The organism is Parabacteroides sp. CH2-D42-20, from assembly GCF_003670185.1.
In the GTDB taxonomy this organism is placed as follows: domain Bacteria; phylum Bacteroidota; class Bacteroidia; order Bacteroidales; family Tannerellaceae; genus Parabacteroides; species Parabacteroides distasonis.
Window position 1 is genome coordinate 1 of record NZ_RAYG01000037.1, and the last position, 25,611, is coordinate 25,611.

The following is a 25,611-nucleotide window of genomic DNA, read 5'->3' on the forward strand; positions in this document are numbered from 1 at the left end:
TCCTCGCTCCGGAATCCGTTATTGTAGTCCAAAGTCATACTTCTTTGACGGTATCAATCCGGAAAATTTCTTCTCCTATACTTGTACTACTTGTTGAATTATGTAAATCTCTCAAAGAACTCTTTTGTCGCTTTCGTTTTGCGAACGTGGCTGCAAAGATAAGGACTTTTATTTTAAACCTCCAAATTATTTCGAAACTTTTTTTTCTAAAAGTTTGTTTCATCATTTTGTACCGGCGTTCTCTCTCGAATGCGGGTGCAAAAGTAGTGTTATAAAACATAACCTCCAAACTTTTCCGGTATTATTTTTCAAGTTTTTTTCACGAGGGGGATCGCATACATTAATAATACGTCGATATCCATTCTCGGCTCACGTGGCCTCACGTGTCACCACGTGCACTTAAAACAAGTGCTCCACGAGTACATTCGCACGTAATAAAAACGATGAACATCATCTTGGCCCCGATAGGAAATCACACAGAAAAAACGGCTTTTAGCTCATGAAATCATGCGAAATGCACTTGGTTTTAGTGCTTTCGGATCACGTAAACGTGGGTAAGGACCCATTATATCGCCCCCCAAAGACCCAAAAAGCCGAAGAGGGAAGAACCACACAAACAACTGTATATCCACATGTTAAGGCATCAGGAAAATTCCCCGGTAAAAATCCTAGGGCGCAAAAGGCGCATCTTTACGCTTTCAAAGAAACATTTTTAGAAAAATAATATTTACATCACTCTACAGACAAGAGGGGTATAAACGTTATTTACAGAAAAAGTTTTAGAAACATACGTAAAGATGCGCCCCTTGCGCCCTAACCTATCAGCAACATCCCTAATACGGGATACAAAAAAGTCAATGGGACACGGCCGTAAAGTCATTGAGAAACCATCTCTATTCCATTGACTTTACCACCGTTTCCCATTGAGATACTATCGCAAACCAGACACTTCAAGGACGGAAACTCATTCCCCGAAAAGAAACTTACAATCCCGTTCGGCCGCCGGTCTCGTCCAATCCTGCGGGATCATTTGCCATTGGTTTAAAGGTTGTGGGCTAAGTACACCCTTTTCCTTTATATATTGAATCATATAATAACGGAGGTCTTTATCGGTCGAATGAATGATACGACTCTTTAACTCGTCTTGGGGAATGCCGGCCCCTTTCGTCAATAACTCACCTCCTCCATTACCTCGGTAAGAGTTAAGAGCTACTTTATACGTTTTATTCTCGTCGAAAGGCTTACCATCCGCCATTTTCAAGATCGTGATCTTCTCGCCCTTGGGTTTCGTTACATCCACGGTGTAAATGATACCAGCTGCGGAGTCAAAGTTAAAACTGAAGTTGACGAATGAGACATAATTCTCCTGTCCTTTCTTTCTCTCTTTCAATAATAAGACATGATCGTCCGGAGATTTCATCCGGTTGGTCCACATAGCGTATGATTCCTCCAAGAAACCTTTGATCTCGGCTCCCGTCAAATTCATCGTATAAAGCATATTCTCATATTTGTAAAGACTGAACATATCGCTGATCGTGATATCCCCTTTATCTATTTTTGCGTCAAAGGATAACGGGGCGGCAAAAGAGACGTCCGCACCAGTCAACTCCAATTGTAAAGAGTGAATAAAATCAATAAAAGCGGATGGCCCAAAGTAAGCGGGACGGGTCGCGATACTCTCCGTAAAAGTTCCCACCTTCTCGGAGACAAAATCATTCACCGCTTTGTATTGCGGAGCGAATTTCTCCATAAACTCCTTGCTAGGCTCCAACTTATCCACATCCGTCAAAACACCCGATACTTGTTTATCCAAAACCTTTCCATGCTCCATCTTTAACACGACATCAACGGAACCGACTACACGCCCATTACTTGCCGGATTTATCAGTAACACGGAATCTCCCTCGATATTCGCCACCTTACCACAATACCGACGATGATCATGCCCCATCATAACCACATCGAAGCCCGGAATGCGCTGGGCAACCTCCATCGACGCATCCTCACGGTACTGGCCGGACATGGTACGAGCCTCATTTCCCGCATGAAAGATACCTACCACAACATCCGGTTTCTCCTTCTCCTGAATGATCTTCATCCATTTACGGGCCGTCTCTTCCATATCGGCGAAATAAAGACCTTGCCACAGAGTCTCCGGCAACCATACAGGAATAGCCGGAGTAATCATCCCCAGTACAACGATCTTCACACCATCACGCTCAAATACCTCATAGGGCTTTAAATAGGTCTCCCGGTCGGAGGTACGGATAATATTGGCACCCAAGATAGGGAAATCACATTGTTTGATCCAACGATCGAAAACGGCATGGCCAGCCTCTACATCATGGTTACCCATATTTCCCGCATTGTACCCCATATAATTCATCATGGCGGAAGCTATATGCGTAGAGACCGTATCCATGAAATTGTAATAATACGCCGAAGGTTGTCCTTGCAAGATATCGCCATTATCCAATAGCAAAAGGTTATCGCCATACGCCCGGCGTTCTTCTTGCACGAACGAATATACCCGTGCCAGACTTCCTCCCCACTCCCGCTGCTCGATAAAATTATACGGGAAGAAGTTTCCATGGATATCACTGGTTTCCACTAATTTCAACTTTACTTCCTTCGTTGTCGCCGACAGACCGAGAGCGACCAGCAGCAATAAGGCAATTGAATAAACTCGTCTCATATCAGGATTTTAGATAGATTAATGACGCGAAGATAACGAAATAACCTGTTCGCCCGGTTTCAACGGGATTTCTTTTCCATCCCAGATAAATATACCCGTAGTACCTTCCGGCAAGACCAGACGGGCGGTTCCCTCACCTCTTTCATTCAATTTATAAGCGGCGGTCACGCTTCCAAGCGGATGTGGGATCGTACCGGAAACCTCCTTCAGTTTTCCCAAAGACGGAGCGATCCGTATCTTCCTAAATCCGGGAGCATCGCTATCTATCCCCAACAAGATCCGGTAAAACTCGATATTCGGACTGGCTCCCCAAGCATGGCAATCAGAACGGGATGGCTCCGGCATCTCTGCCCATGTGGTCAATCCCAACGCCATCTGATCCCGCCATATTTGTAAGTTATCCAAGAACTGATCCCCTAAACCGGAAACTTTCAACGCTTGATTCAAGTAATAACGGAAATAGATCGTACACTGGATCAAGCTCGTATCCGCCAAGGTTTGGTTCATCACCTTTACGGCCTCCTCCCCTTTCGTAACCCCAGTCAAGATCGCCAAGGCGTTCACATGCTGGGAATAGCTGCGATGATCCTGCGTATCGGCGAATAGATTACGGGCAGCATCCCAATATTTCGGGCGGATCGTCTTACGCATCTCGGTAGCGATCTTCTGGTAATGATCCGCCATGGCAGGGAGGCCGATCGCTTGTTCCATCTCCACCGCAAACTCCAAGGTCATTATATACATCAAATCTTGGAGCGCCGAGTTTCCCTCTTTCTCCCGTATCGGCTCGCCATAATCAAAACCGGCCGCCCAATCCACGAAGAACCAATGAGGAACGTAGGACAAACTATAATCCGGCTTCAACCATTGCTCGTACCACGACAAAACCTGACGGTAAGCGGGAAGCAAGGTCTTCATGTATGCCTCATCCCCACGGTACATCCAATAATCGTGCCCCATACAAATCCACCAGAGAGAGAACGAGGATATAAACTGATGTACGCTAGACGGATATCGGCTCATCGTAATCCCTTCCGCCACCATGGACTGCCGTCCTTGCTCTATGGCATTCTTCACCATATAAGGGTCTGATGTATTATACATGGAAATCATTGCCTGTATGCGTGTATCCCCGAAATATTGCAGTTGCTCGTAATACGGGCAGTCCATATACGTCTCATTGGCGCACAGACGGGCGGTACGCCATCCTATCTCGAGCATACGGCCCAGCTCCTCATGTCCCGGAGCGGAGAAAGCGGTCTCGTTACGGAAAGGATAGGCGGAGAAAGTCCCATACATATCCTCGATCACCAAAGGCTCTGAAGCCGTCTTCACTTTCAACTCCACATATCTCCATGTACGCCACCACAGGGAGGTGAAGAGACGATTATCTCCCCCATCAGCCAGTATCTTATCCCCGTACCCGATAAACTGCTTATCCGTCAACTCGTCCCGATGTCCCTTGCCATTCAACGCATACGATTTAGTGGTCGATTCCTCTTCTTGCTTATAGAGGGCTTCCGAATAACCGATATGGATCTCGGCCTCCTTTCCTTTGCTGAAGGCTAAGGAGAAATAACCCGTCGTCAGGTAATCATTATCCAGAAGCAAGCGGACCTCCGTATTCGCCGGGATCGTCAAAGCTTTTGGCCAGTAAGGAAATCCTTGCGGGCATTCGATCCCTTCCGACCGGCGGAGCTTGGCCAGACGCTCGATCCGGCTGTCCATCGGAGGTATCGGGCTAGGAACCAGCAACCGTCCCGGGTAATCTCTCGATCCTTTCGTGGCACCTTCCATGCCCCGTACGGCCTTCTCCCATTTCCTGTCGTCGTAATCCGGTTGTTCCCAGCCCCAAGGATAAGCGGAGGCTTCCAGTTCCTCACCCGGGCCAGCCACGTAATACCCCAATACCTGCCATTCGGTCCAAGGAGCATACGCCTTATTACGCAGGCAGACCCAAGTGGTATCCGTATTTACCACCGCCTCATGCCCCGTATTGCCTTGCAGGATAAAACCCGTCTGATCGTAACTGATCTGGGCAACAGGTTTCCGCTCGGCATAATTCCAGACAACGGAGGCCAGCGTATTCTTCCCTTTCCTCAGATAAGGAGCCAGATCCACCGTCTCGAAACTCCAGTTATAGATATCCCCACGGGCCGGGCCCAAGGATACCAATTTCCCGTTTACATATAATTTATAACGGTTATCGGCGGAAACATGGACGATAAACCGGGAAGGAACCACCTCCAGATCGAACGATTTACGAAAATGATAGACCCCATATACATTCGGGGCCTCACCCGGGTAGGAGATCCAACGGGCTTTCCATCGTCCCTCGAAAAGAGAAGGATCGATCTTCTCCTGATTATACCCTTTCAGGCTAATCTGGGAGGAAAGGGAAAAGGCTTGAAACACAAAAAGCAAAAGGAATAAATAGGTTTTCATACAAACACGGTATTATTTGAGATTAACGATCCGAACAAAGGTACAAAAAAAGAGAAAGCGCCAAAAGAACTTTTGCCTTTTGACGCTTTCCCTCACCATATACCGGATGCCCGGTCCTCCATTAGAAGAATATCTCCGGCTCCCTGCGCGCGCTAAAGTTCTTATGGAGAATCGCCGTGTAAGGAGTATCGAAAGTACGTGCGCCCTCGGGACACTCTTTCACGCAGGCGCAACATTTGATACATAGGTTCGGGTCGCTATACATACCCTCGTCTGCCAAGGATATCGCATGTGTAGGACACACATCCACGCAATACTCACATTGCGTACATAAATCATTATCCGTAACAGGAGCTTGAGGAGTGGAAGGGCCTTTCACCCGATACGGGAAATTACCTTTCACCTCCAAGGCGGACAAGCATTCCACGCAGGAAACCTTCTCCAGCTCCTCGATAATCTTTTTCCCGAATTCCGTAGCCTGATTAAGATCCGACTCGTCCGGACGCCCCTCGGCAATGGGCATCCCCTTGCGGCTGAAAGAATGCTCGCCGATAAACGCTCCGGCAGCCACAGGTACGAACCCCTGCTCCGACACTAAATCACAGAGCTCTTTCAAGGCATCCTCATAATCCCGGTTCCCATACAGTACCACGGGGACTACCGGCGCATGGTGGGCAGAACGGAACATGCGAAAACGTTCCATGGCAGTCTCCGCCACACGGCCACCGTATACAGGAGCGGCTATAATCGTCAGCTCATCATCAATATACTCTTCCATATCCAGACTCTCACAAGTGACATCCGACTCGGACATCGAAGTGGCACCCATTCCTTCCGCTATCGCGTAAACGATCTTGGCGGACGTGTGTGTCGGAGAAAAATAAATTAAATGTATGTTACTATATTTCATGATTCTTATTTTAACGCACCCTCTATTTTAGTCATTAACTCAGCAAATTCCTCATCGGTATAGCCTTTGCTCGTATAAATGATCTTCCCGTCTTTTCCGACCAAATAGCCACGAGGGATCAAGTTCTTGGCGAAAGCGCCGAAAATAGCCCGGTCCTTATCGGGATACAAAGGAAAATCGAAGCCTTTTTTCTCGTTATATTTCTGTAGATCGGCATCGGAATGCTCACGCCCGATCACCAAGAGAACGAAGTCCTTGTTGTTCTTGTATTTCGGCCAGAGGGTTTGTTGGACAGCGGCCAATTCTTTTTGGCAGGGAGGACACCAAGTGGCGAAGAAATTCACGAGGATCACTTTTCCCTTTAACGAAGCGGACTGCAACTTACTCCCGTTGTCGGAAACAATCGTAAATGACGGCATGGTATCACCGACCTTCACGATATCGGAATTATCCTCCTGAGCTTTGCCTACGAAAGCCAATAACGCTAGTAAACTAGCCAATAAATACTTCTTCATAACCTTAATCATTTCTCGTTTAGGATTCAGCGACAAAGATACATTAAAATTCTCATCAAACCGCATAATTCTAAGGCTTACGAAAGTTCTACGATGCTGTACCTACCCCTCGACAGCTCTTCTAAAAGTTCTAGGGGGTTAGATGTTAAAAAAAACGTACGTGAAACCCGGAGATGTCACGTACGCTGATACCATGCAAACCCGGAGAAAGATTTACCGCAGACTTTGCGCTAAGTCATAACCGGCTTTCAATGCCTTTAGGTTCATATTAACTATATCCTCGCCCTTACGACCGAATATCTGACGGATTCCCGCCTCGATCTTATCATACTCGATCCCGATAAATGGGGTAGCAGCCCCCAGCATCACGATATTGGCGGCACGGACAGAACCCGCTTCCTTGGCGATCTCCTCCACGTCCAATACGACCTTGTGAGGGAGCTTGTCCAACTCGGCGTTCACTTTCTCGATCTCCGGATAGTTCGGGATGTTCACGAACGGACGGGAGTTCGTCACCAGCCAACCCTCTTTCTTCAGGTAAGGCAGATAACGCAAGCTCTCCATCGGTTCCAAGGAGATGATCAAATCGGCGTGGCCCTTCGGGATCAAGTCCGAGGCGATCGGCTCGTCGGAAAGACGCAGGTTAGACTGCACGTCTCCACCCCGTTGACTCATACCGTGTACTTCCGCTTGCTTCATATACAGACCTTCTTTTAAGGCGGCTTCTCCAATAACGGCGGCGATAGAAAGGATACCCTGTCCTCCTACACCTGATAGTATAATATCTGTTTTCATTTCTTGCTTGCTTTTTTCTTTCTGGTTAATGTCTGGATACACTCACGGCGGGGGATCAATACGGATACGCCCTTGTACTCGATTTCCTCACGGATGATAGACTTCATCTCCTCGAAGTTCTTTTTTAAAGGAACCATCACACGGATGTGAGCCGGATCCACACCGATACCGGCGCAGATAGACTCCAGACGTCCTGTTCCGGCGGAATCCTGCCCTCCGGTCATGGCCGTCGTCTCATTATCGGAGATAACGATGGTGATATTCGTGTTCTCGTTCACGCAATCCAGCAAACCAGTCATACCGGAATGGGTAAACGTAGAATCGCCGATCACGGAGATAGCAGGGAATACACCCGCATCGGAAGCGCCCTTCGCCATCGTGATGGAGGCGCCCATATCGATACAAGAATCGATCGCACGGAAAGGAGGCAAAGCTCCCAAGGTATAACAGCCGATATCGCCAAACACCTTAGCCGTACCGTTATACTCGGCGATCACCTCGTTCAAGGCCTCATACATATCCCGGTGTCCACAACCTTGGCACAATGCGGGCGGACGTTGCTCAACCACCTCGGGGATCGCATAATAGCTCTGGATCTCCTTACCCAAGGCTTTGCCTACCGCGTCTGGCGTAAGCTCGCCGTCACGCTGAAGCGTACCGTCCAGACGGCCATGAACCGTCACGCCTTTCGCCAAGAAACCTTTTAATTGCTCTTCAACGACCGGATATCCCTCTTCCAACACCAAGATCTCCTTACACTCGCCAACGATCTTCTCCACTTGCTTTCTCGGAAGCGGATACTGGGAGATCTTCAATACGGGATGCTCGAAACCGTCCGGATAATTCTCGGAAAGATAATTGAAAGCGATACCCGTCGTGATGATACCCAAGTCTTTATTCGGGGCATCGAAATACTTATTATACGCGGAATTCTCGGAAGCTTCCGTGAAAGCCTCTTGAGACGCCAGCAAACTCTTGAAACGTTTACGGGCCAATGCCGGGAGTAAGATAAAACGTTGACGACCGTCTTCCGGACAATTCATCCGGTTCTCCGGCTTCAACGGGCTGGTTACGACACCGGCACGAGAATGCGCCATACGGGTCGTTACACGCAGCAAGATAGGATACCCTAATTTCTCGGATAACTCGAATCCATGATATACCATATCATAAGCCTCTTGCTGGCTGGATGGCTCAAACATCGGGATCATGGCGAAATTGCCATAAATACGGTTGTCTTGCTCATTCTGGGAAGAGTGCATGGATGGGTCGTCGGCCGTAAGGATGATCATACCTCCGTTGATACCGCTCATAGCGGCGTTCATAAAGCAATCGGCGGCTACATTCAAACCCACGTGCTTCATGCAGCAAAGCGCACGTTTACCGGCATAGCACATACCCAAAGCGGCTTCCATGGCGGTTTTCTCATTCGCGCTCCAGCGACAATGGATACCTCTTTCCTTCGTTACCGGAGAACCTTGGATATATTCTGTGATTTCAGTAGAAGGGGTTCCCGGGTATGCGTATACCCCGGAGATTCCAGCGTCTATAGCGGCTTGTGCTATGGCCTCGTCCCCCAAAAATAAATGTTTTTCCATGTGTATCTGTTTTCTTAATATTGACTATTCACACTATTTAGCCGCCAAAGGTAATGAAAAATGTTCAATTTAGAATGAGAGACTTATGATTTATACTAGATCCATTACCGTATCCGGCGCCTATTCAACTCCGCCCGATACCGGTTGGCATTGCGGTTATGCTCCGCCAACGTCACGGCGAAATTATGCCGTCCCGAGAAATCCTCCTTAGCGCACATGTATAAGTATTTATGTTTCGTATGATTCAATACGCTATTCAAGCCCTTGATAGTAGGAATCCGTAGAGGACCAGGAGGCAGGCCCGCATATTTATAGGTATTATAGGGAGAATCTATTTCCAAATGCTCAAATAAGATACGTCGCAAAGAAAAATCCCCCACCGCGAACTTTACGGTAGGGTCTGCCTGTAAAGGAATACCAGCATGAAGGCGGTTGATATAAAGGCCCGCCACGATTGGATATTCGTCCGATGCCGCCGTCTCCTCTTCTACGATAGAAGCCAAGATAGATACCTCGACTGGAGTAAGCCCGATCTCCTCTGCCTTTTTCAATCGTTCCGGTGTCCAGAAAGCGTCATATTCACGCTTCATGCGACGTATAAATTTATCCGCGGATATATTCCAATAAATCTCATAGGTATTAGGAATGAAGAGGGCATTGATCGTTTCCGGGGTAAAACCTAAAGAGTCGCAATACACAGAATCATTCAATAAACGCAGGAGATTTTCCTTCCCGAACATCAATTGATCACTTATACGTTCCGCCAAATCTTCCTTGAAACGGATATTATTAAAAGTAACCCGGGCCGCTACTTGATGTCCTCTCCGCAAGTCATTCAATAAGGTTAAATTACTCATGCCGGGCTTCACGGCGTATCGACCGGTACGCATGGACGCAGGATACTTCAACAATCCACTCAATTGCTTAAAGCTACCGATACGGAGACAGTTCGCCGAATCACTCAACTGCCGGCAAAGATCATCAAAATCCTTTTTATCATCTATATAGACATAGACCGTCTTATCCGGCTTAAAATTCGGAGCCCAAGCCAAACGGTACACCCAAAAGCCTCCACCGCCTATCAAAACAACGAGAATCGCTATCAAGGCGATAATTATCGGACGCCTCGATAAAATTTGTTTGTTCAAATCCATGAATAATCTATTGAATATCAGAATAAGGCACAAAAGTAGTATCTTTTTTCGAAAAAAATGATGTACAAAGCCTTGTTTATTTAAAATTATAGTTCTACCTTTGCATCGCAATTCTAAGGAAGAAGCACAGAACACACAAGGAAGTGTGGGTGAGTGGCTGAAACCACCAGTTTGCTAAACTGACGTACTCGTTAGGGTACCGGGGGTTCGAATCCCCCCGCTTCCGCAAAGAGCCAACTAATAAATTTATTAGTTGGTTTTTTTGTTTTTAAGCCAACCGAATTAAAGTGTTTCATATATTTGTCATATTTGAACTTATCGTAAGTCGATCTGTTATTAAAAGGAGATAATTAAATATATACATTATGACAATTGCTTTTATCCGAACATATAATAATAAGCAAAACTCCGAGGTCCAAGAAGCTGTGATCCGGGAATTTGCCGAATCTCAGAAGATAGAGATCGGGAAGTGGGCTAAAGAGGTGGGAAATAGTCCTCGTGCGAACCGCAGACTGGAAAGTATTGTCAAATCTTTAAGTCCCGGGGATGAGATACTTGTGTCCGATATATCCCGTGTGAGCCGTAAGATGATCGAGATCATCCATATCATTTTGCTTTGTATAGAGCGAAAGGTAACGCTTCGTAGCGTAAGCGACGGATATGTGTTCGAGGATAATATCGACAGTAAGACTTTGGCCTTTACCTTCGGTCTGGTCTCCGAGATCGAGCGAAAGCTGGTCTCTATCCGTACGAAGGAAGCCCTTGCCTTGATCAGAAGTAAAGGTGTGGTGCTGGGCCGTCCGAAAGGTAGTCAACAAATGGGACGCTTGGAGCCTTATAAGGAACAAATCGAGAAAGACTTGAAAGACCCGAGCTTGACTTACGCTCAGATAGCGGAGAAATACAATGTATCGTTAAGTAGCTTCAAACGCTTTCTGAAAGAGTATCTTCCCGATAAGAAAAAGAAGAAGACTAAAAAATAAGAAAAGCTCCTTTCACCTCTGCTAAGTATATTAGCATTCAGTAGTGAAAGGAGCTTGTTTTTTTATTTCTCTATACGGATACGGGCGTCTACAGCGAACAAGCCTCTATCCGTAGCCACCAACGGATTTATATCCATTTCCTTTATCTCGCTGGCAAAACGCAATAAGGTAGAGAGGCGAACGATAATGTCCGCATATTGTTGCTCGTCGATACCCTTTTGCCCACGTGTACCTTTAATGATCGGATACCCTCTCAAAGAACGAATCATTGAATAAGTCTCATCGTATGACAACGGAGCCAAACCATAAGACACATCTTTCAATACCTCCACGAAGATTCCACCCAACCCGCAAAGTACCACATGGCCGAAACGATCCTCATATTTAGCTCCCAAGAATAATTCCTGTCCTTTCAACATCGGTTGTACCATGATGCCCGTAACACCCGGCAGACGCATCATACGTTCATACTCGAACAATAAATGCTCTTCTCCACGGATATTCAAGGCCACACCACCGATATCGCTCTTATGCACAGGCCCTACAACCTTGGCTACCACCGGATATTTCACCTTCTTGGCAAAAGCCAGCAACGCATCCCTATCATCCGAAGCATATTCCTCCACTAACGGGATATTAGCGGCACGCAACAATGTACGCACTTCCTCCGGATTTAAATAACCGCTACCCGGCAACCGATCTATGATACGACGAACTTCCGGTACATCCACGCCATATAGCTGGATATCCGTGCTCATCGGTTTCGGCGTATTGATCACCCGTGAAAGGGCGGTACCCAATGTCACCTCGTCCGAGAAGTTCACATGGCCTTTCTTGACAAAGCTCTTCACCTCCGGTCCGGCCGTTACGATAGACGGTAATATCGGGAAGATCGGCTTCTTGCACTCTTCCATCTTTTTATGAAGTACCTCGTAGGTATCATAAAGTTTTACCAAACCGGGACTACCGAAGATGACCATCATCAAATCCACATTATCGAAACGATTCTCACAGAAATCGATGGCTGTAGCCAGATGTTCCGGTGTCCCCGTACCGATAATATCAATCGGATTACCGACAGCGGCACCCGGATACAGTTTGGATTTCAACTCATCAGCGATAGGGCCTTCCAAACTAGGAACATTCAAACGCCCCTTGGATAAAGCGTCCGCCAGCATTACCGCAGGCCCTCCGGCATGTGTCACGATCGCACAATTCTTCCCTTTCACGTCTTTCAAGGTAAAGATACTCGCCACGGTAGTCAATTCCTCACGGCTAAAACAACGCACGATACCCGCCTTACGGAACAAAGCCTCCACGGCAGAGTCCGAACTAGCGATAGCGCCCGTATGCGAAGAGGCAGCTCGCTTTCCCGACTCCGTACTTCCCGCCTTGATAGCGGCGATCTTGCATCCCTTACGTATCAAGGAAGACGCATGATACAACAATTTATCCGGTTGCTTGATTTGCTCGATATACAACATCTTGATCTTGGAATCCAATACCGGATCAAAGTTCCGATCCATATATTCAAGGATATCCTCTACTCCATTCTGCTTGGAGTTCCCAACCGACCAAACAGAAGAGAAACGCAGCCCTTTTGTCAGCGCCGACTCGATAATGAACAAGGCCGTACCGCCGGAGCTAGAGATGAAATCCACGCCATCGGGATGGAATTCCGGTATCGGTTGCGTAAACACGCCATGATAATTCATATTCATCAACCCGATACAGTTCGGGCCGATCAAGGAAGCTCCCGCCTCATTCACGACATCCAGCATCTGTTGCTCCAAGATACCGCCCTCGTGTGTCTCCTCGCCGAAGCCGGCCGAGATCACGATAAAAGCTTTTACCCCCTTTTGCCGGGCCAGCACTTCCATCACCTCGGGGCACGATTTACTCGGAATCGAGATGATCGCCAACTCAGTCTCCGGGATATCATGTACAGAAGGATAAGACTTGACGCCTTGCACATCTGTCTCCTTGGCGTTTACCACACATAATTCTCCTTTATATTTTCCATCCAACAGGTTTCGCACGATACGACCGCCCGGTTTATGTACGTTGTTGGAACCTCCCACCACTACGATGCTTTGAGGATTAATCAATTCTCGGTTAATCATAACATTTTGATTAGTTAGATTCAATGAATGGGAGCAAATATAGTTTTTTTCTCCATTTATTCATTAAAACCCGGGGTATTTATTTACACTTTGCACTCTCTGTCTGCAACCAGTCACACCATGCATCCATCCCGTCTCCTTTCGTGGCGGACACCTCGAATATCTGGAGATGGTGATTTACCTTCAAGGCGTTTTCCCGAAGCACTTCCACTTTTGTATTCAGATAAGGAGCCAGATCAATCTTGTTGATTACGCAGATATCTGCCTCCTGAAAGATATGTGGGTATTTCAACGGTTTATCATCTCCCTCCGTCGTACTCACGATAACGACTTTCTTGGACTCTCCGAGATCGAACATGGCCGGACAGACCAGATTGCCGACATTCTCTATAAAAAGGATCGCTCCCTCCTTCGGATTCAGATGCTTAACGGCATGATTGACCATGTCGGCTTCCAAATGACAGCCGGTACCGGTATTTACCTGAAACACGGGAATCTCCAACGCCGCTATACGGTCGGCATCGTTTGAGGTTTGTTGATCGCCTTCTATCACATAGATCGGTCGCTTCGCTTTCAAACGGCAGATCGTCTCTTCCAGCAAGGTTGTCTTACCGGATCCGGGCGAACTCATCAAGTTCAGGCAGAACAGGTTCTTAGCCTCGAAATATCCCCGGTTTCGCTCCGCCAATAAGTTGTTACGTTGAAGTATATCTTGTTCCAGATTGATTACGATCCCCTCATCAGGATGGTGATGATGTTCATGGCCATGAGAATGCTCATGCGTATGATCGTGATGGTGATGATGCTCTCCGCATCCGCAAGTTCCGCACATAGTATTTAAGTTTTTATTTCATTAATATATCATTCCTTTTTAATAACAATCGACTTCACCCGAAGTTCCTTCCCTTTAAGGATTTTAACTAAATAGGAGCCACAATGGGGACAAGGGGAAAACAAGGCGTTCATTGGGAAAATGGTCTCACAGTCGCTACACTGTCCTTCCCCCTCAATATAATGACGGATAATCCGGGCCTTTTCCAGCTTGCTACCTTTTATGGCGCTATCCAATGCGAACTCTAAGGTTTGGATCTCTACGCCGGACAAATGTCCTATCTCTAACTCCAACTCTTCGACCACCGAGGCTCCCCGGTTATCCGCTTGTTCCTCGACCAGCTCCACGATGCTACGGGCTATAGACAACTCATGCATATCTGATCTCTTTTAAAAGGGAGTCACCGAGGCGATCGTTAATTGCCCCACGGCTATCCCCCCATCGTTACAAGGTATACGAGACGGAATATAGACGGGGACCCCAGCCATGATGAACTGTCTCCTCATCGACTCCGTCAATAATTTATTCTGGAAACATCCTCCCGAGATAACCACTTGTGTCGCTTTCGTCCGTTTAATCAACAAGCGGGCTTTCTGCACAAACAAGGAAGCCAATGTCGTATGGAAACGGGCGGATATCAAGCTCACCGGGACCTCGTTCGTCTTATCATGCAATAATGCCTCAAACAAAGAATAAAAAGAGATTTCCTCTCCCTCCGCCGAGACTGGATACGCATAAGCGTTCCTCTCTCCCATCGCCGCCTGCTCCAATAAGACCGGAGCCTCCGCTTGGTGGCTGGAGACATCGCAAATCCCCAATAAAGAAGCTACCGCATCAAACAGCCGGCCAGCGCTGGATGTATAGGGTGTATTCACACCTTTCTCCATCATTCGTTCAAGCATAGCGATCCTTTCCGTGCCTATGCGTTCCACGAAATCGGCCGGATAAGGAATACCCGACGGTTCGTCCTTGAAATAATGCCACAAATAGGCGACAACCATTCGCCATGGCTCCTCAGCCGCCTTGTCGCCTCCCGGTAACGGGACATACTCAAAATGGGAAAGGCGACGGTATTTCGCTCGGTCACAAAAGAAGAACTCGCCTCCCCAAACCTTACCATCATCACCCAGACCTGTCCCATCCATCACGATAGCGAGAACCGGCTCATTCAATCCATGCTCCAACATACAAGCAGCGGCATGAGCATGATGATGTTGTACCTTTAATAAAGGTAAGGAAAGAGATTTCGAGATACGTTCCGCCTCTTGGCTGGAAAGATAATCCGGATGCAGGTCACAAACCAATCGCTGGGGATTGAAACGAAACAAATGACGAAACCGCTCCATAGATTCCGTATAGAACCGGAAAGTCTCCCAGTTCTTTAAGTCGCCAATATATTGACTTTGCAGGATCGTCTCTCCTTTCCCCAAAGCGAACGTGTTCACTTTCTCCGCACCGAAAGCCATGATCCCCTCCACATTTGTATCCGTGAAAAAGGGTTCCGGCACATAGCCCCGGGAACGACGGATCAAGCAAGGTTGTCCTCCGCAGACCTGCAATACAGAATCATCTACCCGGTTATGGATCGGGCGATTATGATGCAAGAGGACCGCTACCTTTCCCGCTAATTGCGCCTCCGCATCCTCCGGGGTGATCGCTATTGGCAAATCGCTTAGATTCCCGCTGGTCATTACCAACGCAGGTATCCCTGTACGAGCAAACCAATCGTAATGAATCGGCATATAAGACAACATACATCCTAGCGTATGCATGCCCGGATTGATTCCGGAAGCTAACCGGCTCCGTTGCCTCAGCAGCACGATCGGACGGCGCCAAGAGACGAGGCATCGCTCCTCCATCGGTTCCGTAGCCGTATAGACCTGCAAATGTTCCAAATCACGGAACATAACAGCGAATGGTTTGGTATCCCGCTGCTTTATCTCTCGCAGACGGGCAACCGCTCTCTCGTTCGAGGCATCACAAATCAAATGATAGCCTCCGATTCCTTTAGCCGCAATAACCTCTCCACCAAGCAATAGACGAGAGGTAAGTTTCAATAAGGTCTCATAATCGATATAAGTCTCCTCGTTATAAGTCGCGTAATAAGTCGGGCCACAATGATTGCAAGCGACCGGTTGGGCATGGAAACGGCGATCGATAACATTCGTATATTCTTTCTCACAATCGGGACACATAAGGAAACCGCCCATCGTTGTCTGCGAACGGTCGTAAGGAAGGTCCCGGATAATAGAGAAACGAGGGCCACAATGCGTACAATTAATAAAAGGATATCCGATTCGATGGGGTTGCGTAGTCCGGTCTCGCATACAATCCGCACAAACAGCGATATCCGGGGAGACCTGCGTGACCTCATCCGATTCTGAATGGCTGGGCGTAATCGTAAAATCGTCAAAATCATCTTCATCCATTTCCGTAGATGTATAGGAGATCCGATGGATATAAGCGACACGAGGATGCTCGGTCCGTATACGACTTATCAGCAAATCCCGATCATCCGGAGTAGCGGCAACCAATATACGTACTCCATTATTCATATTCTCCACACAACCTTTCATCCCCAGATCTTTAGCGATCCGGTAGATAAAAGGGCGAAAACCAACCCCTTGAACCAAGCCTTGAATAATCAACGCATATACTTTATTCTTCGCCATAGCACAAATATAGGAATAAATGTCTAATCAGACACGAATCGACTATCGTATTTACTAAAGAGATATTATCCATCATCTTATAAATAATATTTATCAATTTTATCTTTCCCTCTTAAACATATTAAGTATCTTTGAGGTTATTAAATAAATTGAAACGATATGTGTTTAGCGGTACCCGGAAAGATTATCTCAATCGATCGAAGCATCCCCGAAATGACCATGGCTAAAGTTGATTTCGGAGGCATCCTAAAGAATATATGTATTGAATGGGTGGATGTGAAACAGGGGGATTATATCCTCGCTCACGCAGGGATCGCTATATCTGTTGTAGATGAGAAAGAAGCGGAGGAAACACTGAAAGACCTTAAAGAATTACAAAAGTGCGTTTCGTAGACGAATATAGAAGCAACGAGAAGGTACAAACTCTTCTGGAGGCCATCCGCAAAAAGGTGACACGACCTTGGTATATCATGGAGATTTGTGGCGGGCAAACACATGCTATCGCCCGTTATCGGCTGGAAGAGATGTTGCCGCCGGATCTTCAACTGCTCCATGGGCCGGGCTGCCCGGTCTGTGTAACACCGGTCGAGACAATCGACTACGCCTTGAAGTTGGCGACACAGCCGAATGTGATCTTAGCCTCTTTCGGGGATATGATGCGAGTTCCGGGAAGTAAGGAGGATTTATTGAGCGTAAAAGCGAGAGGAGCGGATATCCGTATGCTATATACGCCCTTGGATGCCCTATCACTGGCCGAGGAGAACCCGGATAAGGAAATCGTATTCTTCGCGATTGGTTTTGAGACAACCGCACCTGTCCACCTCATGGCTTTGAAAGAGGCCATACGCCGAGGACTTCCGAACTTTTCCATATTGACTTCCCTATTCACGGTACCACCCGCTATCGAGGCTATCTTATCCGATCCGGAAAGTAAAGTAGACGGTTTCCTGACAGCCGGACATGTCTGCGCCATCACAGGCAACAGGGCCTATCACCGATTAGCCGCCCACTATAAAATCCCGATGGTCGTCACCGGATTCGAGCCGGTAGATCTATTATATGGCATTTATCGCTGTGTCTCCCAGTTGGAAGCCGGAAGTTATGAGGTAGAGAACGCTTACAAACGGGCCGTTCCCGAGCAAGGGAATGCCGCCGCCCGCCAACTTATAGACGAGATGTTGGAACCTTGCGACCAAGACTGGCGGGGCATCGGAATCATCCCCTCCAGCGGGCTTCAACTTCGATCCAAATATAAAAGATATTCCTCCCGAATGAGATTTCAATTGCGTCCGGAAGAAAACCAGATCGCATCCGAATGTATCGCCGGACTGATTATGAGAGGTTTGAGACAACCCTCGGACTGTCCCCATTTCGGGAAGGCCTGCCATCCCACCCATCCGCTGGGAGCCCCGATGGTCTCCTCGGAAGGGGTTTGTGCCGCTTATTATAGATATAAATAGAAAGATATGGATATACACTTGAATTGCCCGATTCCTTTTACCGACTCAGACCGTGTGTTACTAGCGCACGGAGGGGGAGGACGCATGACACACCAACTGATCAGCCAAGTATTTTATCCGGCTTTCCGGAACCCATTATTGGAGCAGGATCATGACGGATGCGTGTTCCCTATGGAAGAAGGGCGACTGGCCTACTCTACCGACTCCTTCGTGGTAGACCCGATCTTTTTCCCCGGAGGAGATATCGGTGATCTGGCGATCAACGGGACCGTTAACGATTTGGCTTGTTGTGGTGCCCGTCCTTTGTATCTGACCGCCGGGTTTATACTGGAAGAGGGCTTGCCTCTAGCAGATCTTCAGCGTATCGTACAATCCATGAAACGTGCGGCGGAGCGTGCCGGCGTACAGATCGTAGCAGGAGACACAAAAGTGGTGGAACGGGGCAAATGCGATAAATTGTTTATCAACACCAGTGGGATCGGGATCGTCCCTCCGGGCATACGAATCGCCCCAGGCCAAGCGACTCCCGGCGATGTCGTCATTTGTAGCGGCCCGATTGGTCTACATGGTATCACGATCCTTTCCGCACGGGAAAGCTTGGGATTCGAGACGGATCTAAAAAGTGATACCGCTTCGCTAAACATTATGATTTCTGAGCTGTTACATACTATAGGAGAGGTACATGTCTTACGTGCCCCCACCCGAGGTGGCGTAAGCGGAACCCTCAACGAGATCGCCCAAGACGCTGGTGTGGATATCCTGCTGGACGAAGACGCCCTGCCTATTCCGGAAGCGGTACGTGCCGCATCCGAGATGCTAGGATTAGACCCACTCTATATAGCGAACGAAGGATTGGTTCTTGTGATCCTGCCGGAAAGCCTTGCGGAACAAGCGTTACCCCTTATGAGACGTTTTGAGGAGGGCAGGCAAGCGACCGTTATCGGCCGTATCACCAAGCAAAGCGGAGAGCAAGCCCGGGTCAAGATGAAGACATTATACGGTAACTACCGGATCATCGATATGCTAAGCGGGGAGCAACTCCCCCGTATTTGTTAGAATACTTAATTGCTGAGATATGGAAAATAAAAGACCGTCCGTTTACGAAGAGTGCCGTCAGAAAGGCATCTCCCGCCGGGACTTCCTGAAGTTCTGTACCACCATGGCCGCCCTGATGGGATTGGAGGCTTCGGGAGTGGCACAGGTAGTAAATGCCTTGGAGACGAAACCCCGCCTTCCGATCATCTGGCTACACCTACAGGAATGTACCTGTTGTACCGAATCGTTTATCCGTGCCGCCCACCCGATCGTGGCTACCTTGTTGTTAGACAAGATTTCCCTAGACTATACCGAGACGCTGATGGCCGCCGCCGGCGAACAGGCCGAGGCCGCTAAGGAAGAGACCATGAAAAAATATTACGGCAATTATCTGCTGATGATCGAGGGATCGTTACCTACAAAAGACGAGGCTTATTGTTGCGTAGGCGGCAAGAGTGCCTTGCAGATCACCGAAGAGGCCGCCGCAGGAGCTAAAGCGATCATCGCTTGGGGCAACTGCGCTTCCGCCGGTTGCGTGCAAGCGGCGAACCCGAATCCTACCGGCGCTAAAGGTATCCATAAAGTCATCAAAGGTAAACCTATTATTAATGTACAAGGCTGTCCTCCGATCGCCGACGTGATGGCGGGTGTCATTATCTATATGTTGACCTTCGATCGTATGCCACAATTGGATGGATTGGGCCGTCCGAAGATGTTCTACTCACGCCGGGTACATGATACGTGCTACCGCCGTGCGAATTTCGACGCCGGCTTGTTCGTGGAAAGCTTCGACGATGAGAACGCCAAGCATGGCTACTGCTTGTATAAAGTGGGATGCAAAGGTCCGAGCACCTATAACTCGTGCGGTATCATCAAATGGAACGAGGGCACCAGTTACCCGATCCAGAGCGGTCACCCCTGTTTGGGTTGCAGCGAGGAGAATTTCTGGGACAACAGCCCGTTCTATAAACGTATGCCCGATATACACGGATTCGGTATCGAGGCCACGGCGGATCAGATCGGTCTGGCTCTAGGAGCCGCTACCGCCGCCGGTATCGCCGTACATGCCGTAGCAACTAACATACGGAAAAAAGAGCTTATCGACAATGATGAGCCGGAAAGTAAATCTACGATCTAATAAAACACTACTATCATGTCAGAAAGAATTGTCATAGACCCCATTACCCGTATAGAAGGCCACCTGCGGGTAGAGGCTGAAATAGAAGGTGGCACGATCAAGAACGCTTATAGCTCGGGTACCATGGTGCGGGGCATCGAGAATATCGTAAAAGACCGGGATCCCCGGGATGTATGGGCTTTCGTAGGCCGTGTTTGCGGCGTATGTACTTCCATCCACTCGCTTGCCTCGGTACGGGCGGTCGAGAACGCACGGGGTATCGTGATCCCTCCCAACGCCAGTATGGTTCGTAATATCATGCAAGCCGTATTGTACATGCATGACCATACGGTGCATTTCTATCAATTGCATGCATTGGATTGGGTAGATGTGGTATCCGCCTTAAAAGCCGATCCGAAAGCCGCCGCTTTACTTGCCCAGCAACTTTCTCCATGGGCAAAGAATACCGAGGGGTATTTCACCGCCACACAACAACGGCTAAAGAAGTTCGTTGCCAGCGGGCAGCTTGGTATATTCGCCAATGGGTATTGGGGACATCCGGACTATAAACTTACGCCGGAACAGAACCTTATCGCTACCGTCCATTATCTGGACGCGTTGGAATGGCAGAAAGAGGTCGTTAAGGTACACGCCGTGTTCGGGGGCAAGAATCCGCATCCAAACTATATCGTAGGCGGTATGCCTTGCAGCATCGACTTAAATGAGGCCAATGCGATCAACGCAGATCGACTCGCTCTGGTAAAGCAGAAACTAGAGGAGGCGAAAACATTCATCAATCAAGTTTATATCCCGGATTTATTGATGATCGCCAATGTTTATAAAGACAAATGGAGTAAGATTGGCGGAGGAGTACGAAACTATTTGTCTTACGGAGACTATCCGATGTTCGATCTCGGGGAAGTGGAAAGTTATAAGATCCCCAGAGGAATTGTTTTGGATCGTGACCTAAGTAAGGTACATCCCGTAGACGCTAACTCCCCGGAGGAAATCAAGGAGTACATTTATCATTCATGGTATAAATACACGCAAGGAGACAAAGCCGGTTTGCATCCCTACGAGGGAGAGACCCATCTGGAATATACCGGCCCTCGTCCCCCCTATAAGTTATTGGACGTAGAGGATAAATATAGTTGGATCAAGACACCACGGTGGAAACAGGAACCAATGGAAGTGGGTCCGTTAGCCCGTTTGATCGTAGCTTACGCCGCAGGGAAGGAACCCCAAAAGAGTATCGTAGACGAGACTTTACGTCAGCTCGACTTGCCGGTAGATGCTTTATTCTCTACCCTAGGACGCACCGCTGCTCGTGGATTGGAATGTAGAATGGCAGCAGACTGGGCCCTTGAGTTTTTCAACCAATTGATCAAGAACCTAGAGAACGGGGATTCCCGGATGGCAAACAGTGCCGAATGGGAACGGGAGAACTGGCCCGATCATGAGCAAGGCGTAGGATTAGCCGAAGCTCCCCGTGGAGCATTAGCCCATTTCATCGTGATCGACAAGAACCGGGTAAAGAACTACCAGATGGTAGTGCCTACTACTTGGAACGCCTCACCGAGGGATGAGAACGGCGTATTGTCCGCCTACGAGTCCGCTTTGATCGGTACGCCGATATACGATCCGAAGCAACCCTTAGAGATTCTTCGGACGATCCACTCTTTCGATCCTTGTCTGGCTTGTGCCGTGCATCTGTATGACGAGGAAGGAAAATATGTGCACCAAGTTGATACATTCTAAAAAGCAATAGAGCCATGAAGAGTCGTAAGAAACGTTTAAGAGAAGTGTATGTATGGGAATTACCCGTACGTATCTATCATTGGGTGAATGCGCTCTGTATCGCCATACTCTGCGTGACAGGCTTTATCATCGCCGATCCTCCTGCGATCATGTCCGCTTCGGAGGCTTATTTCAGCTATTGGTTCGGCGTGGTTCGGTTTATCCATTTCGTAACAGCGTTCGTATTCTTCTTCAATTTCGTATTCCGGCTTTATTGGGGATTCGTCGGGAATCGTTATGCCAGATGGAATAACTTCATCCCTTTAAAGAAATCCCAATGGAAAGAGGTATTGGAGGTGATCAAGGTAGATATCCTGATGATCAAGAACAAACCGGTAGACAGTATCGGGCATAACGCCTTGGCCAGCTTGATCTATTTCGGTACGTTCTGGGCGTTCTTGTTGCAAAGCATCACGGGTTTCGGCCTGTACGCAAAGATGAGCCAGTCCTTCTTCCCGCAACTGTTCGCGTGGACGGTTCCCTTGATGGGTGGGGATTTGATGGCTCGCCAGATTCATCATTTCCTGATGTGGTTCTTCATCCTTTTCGCTATCGTTCATATTTATCTGGTATTTTATCATGACTATATCGAGCAACGTGGCGAGACTTCGTCCATCATCGGTGGCTGGAAGTTTATCGAGGAAGACATAGCGGACAAGGAAGAAGTAACCGAGACTGCCGAGACTATCACTAAGATCGCTAAAAAAGGATGAAAGTGGAGAAGGAAACATTAGTATTAGGAGTAGGCAATTTATTGCTGAAAGACGAAGGTGTAGGCATACACGTTATCAAGGCTTTAGAAAACGAGAAGCTCCCGGCTCACGTCCATTTGATGGACGGGGGCACGGGAGGGCTTCATTTATTAAGTTGGCTGCAAGGGTATGACCGTATCATCATGATCGACGCCACGCTGGATAATAACCCTCCGGGCACCGTCCGTCTGATCCAACCTCGTTACGCCACCGACTTTCCCCCGCTCATGAGCGCCCACGAGATCGGTCTAAAAGATATGATCGACGCCATGATCCTAACCGACGATCTCCCGGAAACCCATCTCATTGTCATCTCCGCCCTCAATATCAACGAGGTCGGAATGGATCTGACACCCGAGGTAAAGGCTGCGGTTCCGAAAGTGATCCGGATGATACAAGAGATTATTTCAATACATAATAGAGCATACCGGCAATAGCGGCCCCAGCTATCGGCCCTAAAACAGGTACCCAAGCATACTCCCAATGGCTGCTGCCTTTTCCCTTGATCGGCAAAATAAAGTGTATGAACCGGGGAGCTAAATCACGGGCAGGGTTAATCGCGTAACCGGTAGTTCCACCTAAGGAAAGGCCGATTACCCAGACCGTAAACGCTACCGGAATGGCACCTACCGAACCTAAACCTATCGGCAAGGTACTATTGCTTTCGTAGGTTAGTTCTCCGTCCGTTATAAAAAATACGACAAACATCAAGGCGAACGTACCGATCATCTCACCTAAGAAATTAATTGGATAATCTTTGATAGCAGGACTCGTACAGAATACGCCTAATTCCGCATCCGGATCATCCGTAGCGTTGAAGTGATCCTTATAAACCAGCCAGACCAATAAAGCGCCCAAAGCGGCACCTATCATTTGCCCGGCTATATAAGTACATACATCACACCAAGGGAAAGTCCCTCCGATCGCCAAGCCGATCGATACCGCCGGATTCAAATGTGCGCCACTATAAGGGCCGGCTACCACAACACCGATAAATACGCCTAAAGCCCAAGCGGTCGTTATCGCTATCCAGCCCGCTCCATTGCCTTTTGTTTTCGACAAACAGACATTCGCTACAACTCCTCCTCCCATCAAGATCAAGAGCATAGTCCCTAATAATTCCGCTAAAAATGGAGACATAAGATAATAATTTAAGAATTTGTTAACTTGTTAATCTGCCTATAAGATGATTTTCATTATTCAGCCCAATTCTGAGAACGCCCCACCGCCTTATGCCATTCGTTCAATAATTTACGGGCGGTATCCTCTTTCATTTGTGGGTTAAAGACCTTATCCAAGCACCATTGTTCTTTCAGTTCATCGATATCCTTCCAATAGCCGATCGCCAAGCCCGCCAAATAAGCGGCACCCAAAGCAGTCGTCTCCAATACATTCGGACGTACGACCGGACAGCGGCAGATATCGGACTGGAATTGCATCAAGAAGTTATTAGCGATAGCACCGCCATCTACCCGAATCTCTTTCGGCTTGGCGTGAATATCGTTTTCCATGGCCATCAATACATCATATACTTGATAACAGATGCCCTCCAAAGCCGCACGGGTCAAGTGGGCCGCCGTAGTTCCGCGGGTAATCCCGATAATAGCGCCACGTGCGTATTGATCCCAATACGGCGCACCCAAACCCGTTAACGCCGGCACAAAATAAACACCCCCATTATCACTGACGGATTTCGCCATTTGCTCAGTAATCGAGGCATTCGGAATCAAGCCGATCCCATCCCTCAACCATTGAACGACGGCACCTCCCACAAAGACACTACCTTCCAGCGCATAGGTCGTCTGATCCCCTAATTTCCACGCGATCGTTGTCAATAGGTTATTCTGGGAAAGAACGGGTTCCTTGCCGGTATTCAGGATCATAAAGCAGCCGGTTCCGTAGGTTGTCTTGATCATACCATCCTCTACGCAGAGCTGGCCGAACAGAGCCGCCTGTTGGTCGCCAGCCATACCGGATACCGGGATGCCTTTCTTAAAAATAGGAGTTGATGTCTCGCAGTAAACCTCACTACAGGCTTTCACTTGCGGTAACATCGAGGCAGGTATCGTAAACAAGTCCAATAACTCTTGATCCCATTGCAAAGTACGGATATTGAAAAGCATGGTACGGGAAGCGTTCGTCACATCCGTAATGAATTGAGCGCCCCGGGTAAGTTTCCAAACCAGCCAAGTATCTACCGTACCGAAGCATAGCTCTCCCCGCTCCGCACGCTCCCGGATACCCTTTACGTTATCCAATATCCATTTTATCTTCGTGGCGGAGAAATAAGCGTCGATCACCAATCCGGTCTTCTGCTGGATACGTTCCGCCCAGCCTTGCGATTTAAGTTCCTCGCAATAATCCGCCGTACGGCGATCCTGCCATACGATCGCGTTGTATACGGGAAAGCCAGTCTCCCGGTCCCAGATGATGGTAGTCTCCCGTTGGTTAGCGATTCCGATACAGGCGATATGGCTATCCGTGACATCCGCTTTTGCCATCGCCTCCTTGATGACAGACGATTGGGTGTACCAAATCTCATTCGGGTCGTGCTCTACCCAGCCCGGTTTCGGGAAATACTGTTGGAATGGTTTCTGAGCCAACGTAATAATAGTTCCTTGATGATTAAACAGGATAGCCCGGGAGCTAGTGGTTCCCTGATCGATCGCCAACACATATTTATTTCGAAAATTCATATCCTTCTATATTAGTATCGTTTATCAATTTG

Annotated in this window: 22 protein-coding genes and 1 tRNA gene; 10 read left to right on the forward strand and 13 right to left on the reverse strand. The window is 48.1% G+C overall.

Annotation, left to right across the window (positions count from 1 at the left end; all coding sequences use genetic code 11):
• The first annotated feature begins 499 nt into the window (after window positions 1-499).
• On the forward strand, window positions 500-724 hold the full coding sequence (locus tag D7V92_RS19055) for a hypothetical protein (RefSeq protein WP_005865070.1): 225 nt from the start codon (window positions 500-502) through the stop codon (window positions 722-724).
• A 240-nt stretch (window positions 725-964) separates the two neighbouring features.
• Here the strand turns inward: D7V92_RS19055 and D7V92_RS19060 are convergent, their stop codons facing one another.
• The 7 genes from D7V92_RS19060 to mltG form a co-directional block, all read right to left on the reverse strand.
• Entirely contained in the window at window positions 965-2,695 is a 1,731-nt protein-coding gene (locus tag D7V92_RS19060; RefSeq protein WP_121773542.1) for a bifunctional UDP-sugar hydrolase/5'-nucleotidase, read from the reverse strand.
• A gap of 18 nt (window positions 2,696-2,713) precedes the next feature.
• On the reverse strand, window positions 2,714-5,140 hold the full coding sequence (locus D7V92_RS19065) for an alpha-L-rhamnosidase N-terminal domain-containing protein (protein WP_121773543.1): 2,427 nt from the start codon (window positions 5,138-5,140) through the stop codon (window positions 2,714-2,716).
• 121 nt (window positions 5,141-5,261) lie between these two features.
• Window positions 5,262-6,050 (reverse strand): 4Fe-4S binding protein, encoded by a 789-nt coding sequence (locus D7V92_RS19070; protein WP_121773544.1) that lies wholly within the window; start codon window positions 6,048-6,050, stop codon window positions 5,262-5,264.
• Window positions 6,051-6,055: 5 nt separating this feature from the next.
• A complete protein-coding gene (locus D7V92_RS19075) occupies window positions 6,056-6,565 on the reverse strand; it encodes a TlpA disulfide reductase family protein (protein WP_008778142.1) in 510 nt (169 codons plus the stop codon).
• 213 nt (window positions 6,566-6,778) lie between these two features.
• Window positions 6,779-7,360 (reverse strand): indolepyruvate oxidoreductase subunit beta, encoded by a 582-nt coding sequence (locus D7V92_RS19080; protein WP_005865060.1) that lies wholly within the window; start codon window positions 7,358-7,360, stop codon window positions 6,779-6,781.
• Window positions 7,357-8,958, reverse strand: a complete 1,602-nt coding sequence (locus D7V92_RS19085) for a thiamine pyrophosphate-dependent enzyme (RefSeq protein WP_008780255.1) — start codon at window positions 8,956-8,958, stop codon at window positions 7,357-7,359. The genes D7V92_RS19080 and D7V92_RS19085 overlap by 4 nt, the downstream gene beginning before the upstream one ends.
• A gap of 104 nt (window positions 8,959-9,062) precedes the next feature.
• On the reverse strand, window positions 9,063-10,112 hold the full coding sequence (mltG, locus tag D7V92_RS19090) for an endolytic transglycosylase MltG (RefSeq protein WP_121773545.1): 1,050 nt from the start codon (window positions 10,110-10,112) through the stop codon (window positions 9,063-9,065).
• A gap of 139 nt (window positions 10,113-10,251) precedes the next feature.
• On the opposite strand from mltG, the gene D7V92_RS19095 reads away from it, so the two are divergent.
• Both D7V92_RS19095 and D7V92_RS19100 read left to right on the forward strand, forming a co-directional pair.
• Window positions 10,252-10,338 (forward strand) — tRNA-Ser (locus D7V92_RS19095).
• A gap of 139 nt (window positions 10,339-10,477) precedes the next feature.
• Window positions 10,478-11,095: a recombinase family protein gene (locus tag D7V92_RS19100; RefSeq protein WP_005855033.1), complete on the forward strand. Its 618-nt coding sequence runs from the start codon at window positions 10,478-10,480 to the stop codon at window positions 11,093-11,095.
• Between the two features lie 62 nt (window positions 11,096-11,157).
• Here the strand turns inward: D7V92_RS19100 and D7V92_RS19105 are convergent, their stop codons facing one another.
• From D7V92_RS19105 to hypF, 4 genes are all read right to left on the reverse strand, one after another.
• On the reverse strand, window positions 11,158-13,218 hold the full coding sequence (locus D7V92_RS19105; protein WP_005855031.1) for an acetate--CoA ligase family protein: 2,061 nt from the start codon (window positions 13,216-13,218) through the stop codon (window positions 11,158-11,160).
• 79 nt (window positions 13,219-13,297) lie between these two features.
• Window positions 13,298-14,050, reverse strand: coding sequence for a hydrogenase nickel incorporation protein HypB (gene hypB / locus D7V92_RS19110; RefSeq protein WP_121773546.1), 753 nt, complete (start codon window positions 14,048-14,050; stop codon window positions 13,298-13,300).
• Window positions 14,051-14,079: 29 nt separating this feature from the next.
• The gene (hypA, locus tag D7V92_RS19115; RefSeq protein WP_005855027.1) at window positions 14,080-14,427 is read right to left on the reverse strand and encodes a hydrogenase maturation nickel metallochaperone HypA; all 348 of its coding nucleotides are present in this window, start codon (window positions 14,425-14,427) and stop codon (window positions 14,080-14,082) included.
• A 12-nt stretch (window positions 14,428-14,439) separates the two neighbouring features.
• Window positions 14,440-16,722, reverse strand: coding sequence for a carbamoyltransferase HypF (hypF, locus tag D7V92_RS19120; protein ID WP_036618011.1), 2,283 nt, complete (start codon window positions 16,720-16,722; stop codon window positions 14,440-14,442).
• 159 nt (window positions 16,723-16,881) lie between these two features.
• Here hypF and D7V92_RS19125 point away from each other — a divergent pair, with 159 nt between their 5' ends.
• The 7 genes from D7V92_RS19125 to D7V92_RS19155 are packed head-to-tail and all read left to right on the forward strand — an operon-like array spanning window position 16,882 to window position 23,320.
• On the forward strand, window positions 16,882-17,115 hold the full coding sequence (locus D7V92_RS19125) for a HypC/HybG/HupF family hydrogenase formation chaperone (RefSeq protein ID WP_005865048.1): 234 nt from the start codon (window positions 16,882-16,884) through the stop codon (window positions 17,113-17,115).
• On the forward strand, window positions 17,103-18,182 hold the full coding sequence (gene hypD, locus D7V92_RS19130; RefSeq protein WP_036651536.1) for a hydrogenase formation protein HypD: 1,080 nt from the start codon (window positions 17,103-17,105) through the stop codon (window positions 18,180-18,182). Before D7V92_RS19125 ends, hypD begins: the two co-directional genes overlap by 13 nt.
• Window positions 18,183-18,188: 6 nt before the next feature.
• On the forward strand, window positions 18,189-19,238 hold the full coding sequence (gene hypE, locus D7V92_RS19135) for a hydrogenase expression/formation protein HypE (protein WP_121773547.1): 1,050 nt from the start codon (window positions 18,189-18,191) through the stop codon (window positions 19,236-19,238).
• Window positions 19,239-19,257: 19 nt separating this feature from the next.
• Window positions 19,258-20,355, forward strand: coding sequence for a hydrogenase small subunit (locus D7V92_RS19140; protein ID WP_005865043.1), 1,098 nt, complete (start codon window positions 19,258-19,260; stop codon window positions 20,353-20,355).
• A gap of 15 nt (window positions 20,356-20,370) precedes the next feature.
• The gene (locus D7V92_RS19145; RefSeq protein WP_005865041.1) at window positions 20,371-22,092 is read left to right on the forward strand and encodes a nickel-dependent hydrogenase large subunit; all 1,722 of its coding nucleotides are present in this window, start codon (window positions 20,371-20,373) and stop codon (window positions 22,090-22,092) included.
• Window positions 22,093-22,106: 14 nt separating this feature from the next.
• Window positions 22,107-22,844, forward strand: a complete 738-nt coding sequence (gene cybH / locus D7V92_RS19150; protein WP_121773548.1) for a Ni/Fe-hydrogenase, b-type cytochrome subunit — start codon at window positions 22,107-22,109, stop codon at window positions 22,842-22,844.
• Complete coding sequence (locus D7V92_RS19155) at window positions 22,841-23,320, forward strand: HyaD/HybD family hydrogenase maturation endopeptidase (protein WP_005865036.1); 480 nt, start codon at window positions 22,841-22,843, stop codon at window positions 23,318-23,320. Before cybH ends, D7V92_RS19155 begins: the two co-directional genes overlap by 4 nt.
• Here D7V92_RS19155 and D7V92_RS19160 read toward each other — a convergent pair.
• Window positions 23,286-24,023, reverse strand: coding sequence for an MIP/aquaporin family protein (locus D7V92_RS19160; protein ID WP_005855011.1), 738 nt, complete (start codon window positions 24,021-24,023; stop codon window positions 23,286-23,288). The two genes, D7V92_RS19155 and D7V92_RS19160, sit on opposite strands and share 35 nt — an antisense overlap.
• Before the next feature lie 56 nt (window positions 24,024-24,079).
• Window positions 24,080-25,579 carry a glycerol kinase GlpK gene (glpK, locus tag D7V92_RS19165; RefSeq protein ID WP_008773317.1) on the reverse strand — a complete coding sequence of 500 codons (1,500 nt, stop codon included), beginning with the start codon at window positions 25,577-25,579 and terminating at the stop codon, window positions 24,080-24,082.
• Window positions 25,580-25,611: the final 32 nt, after the last annotated feature.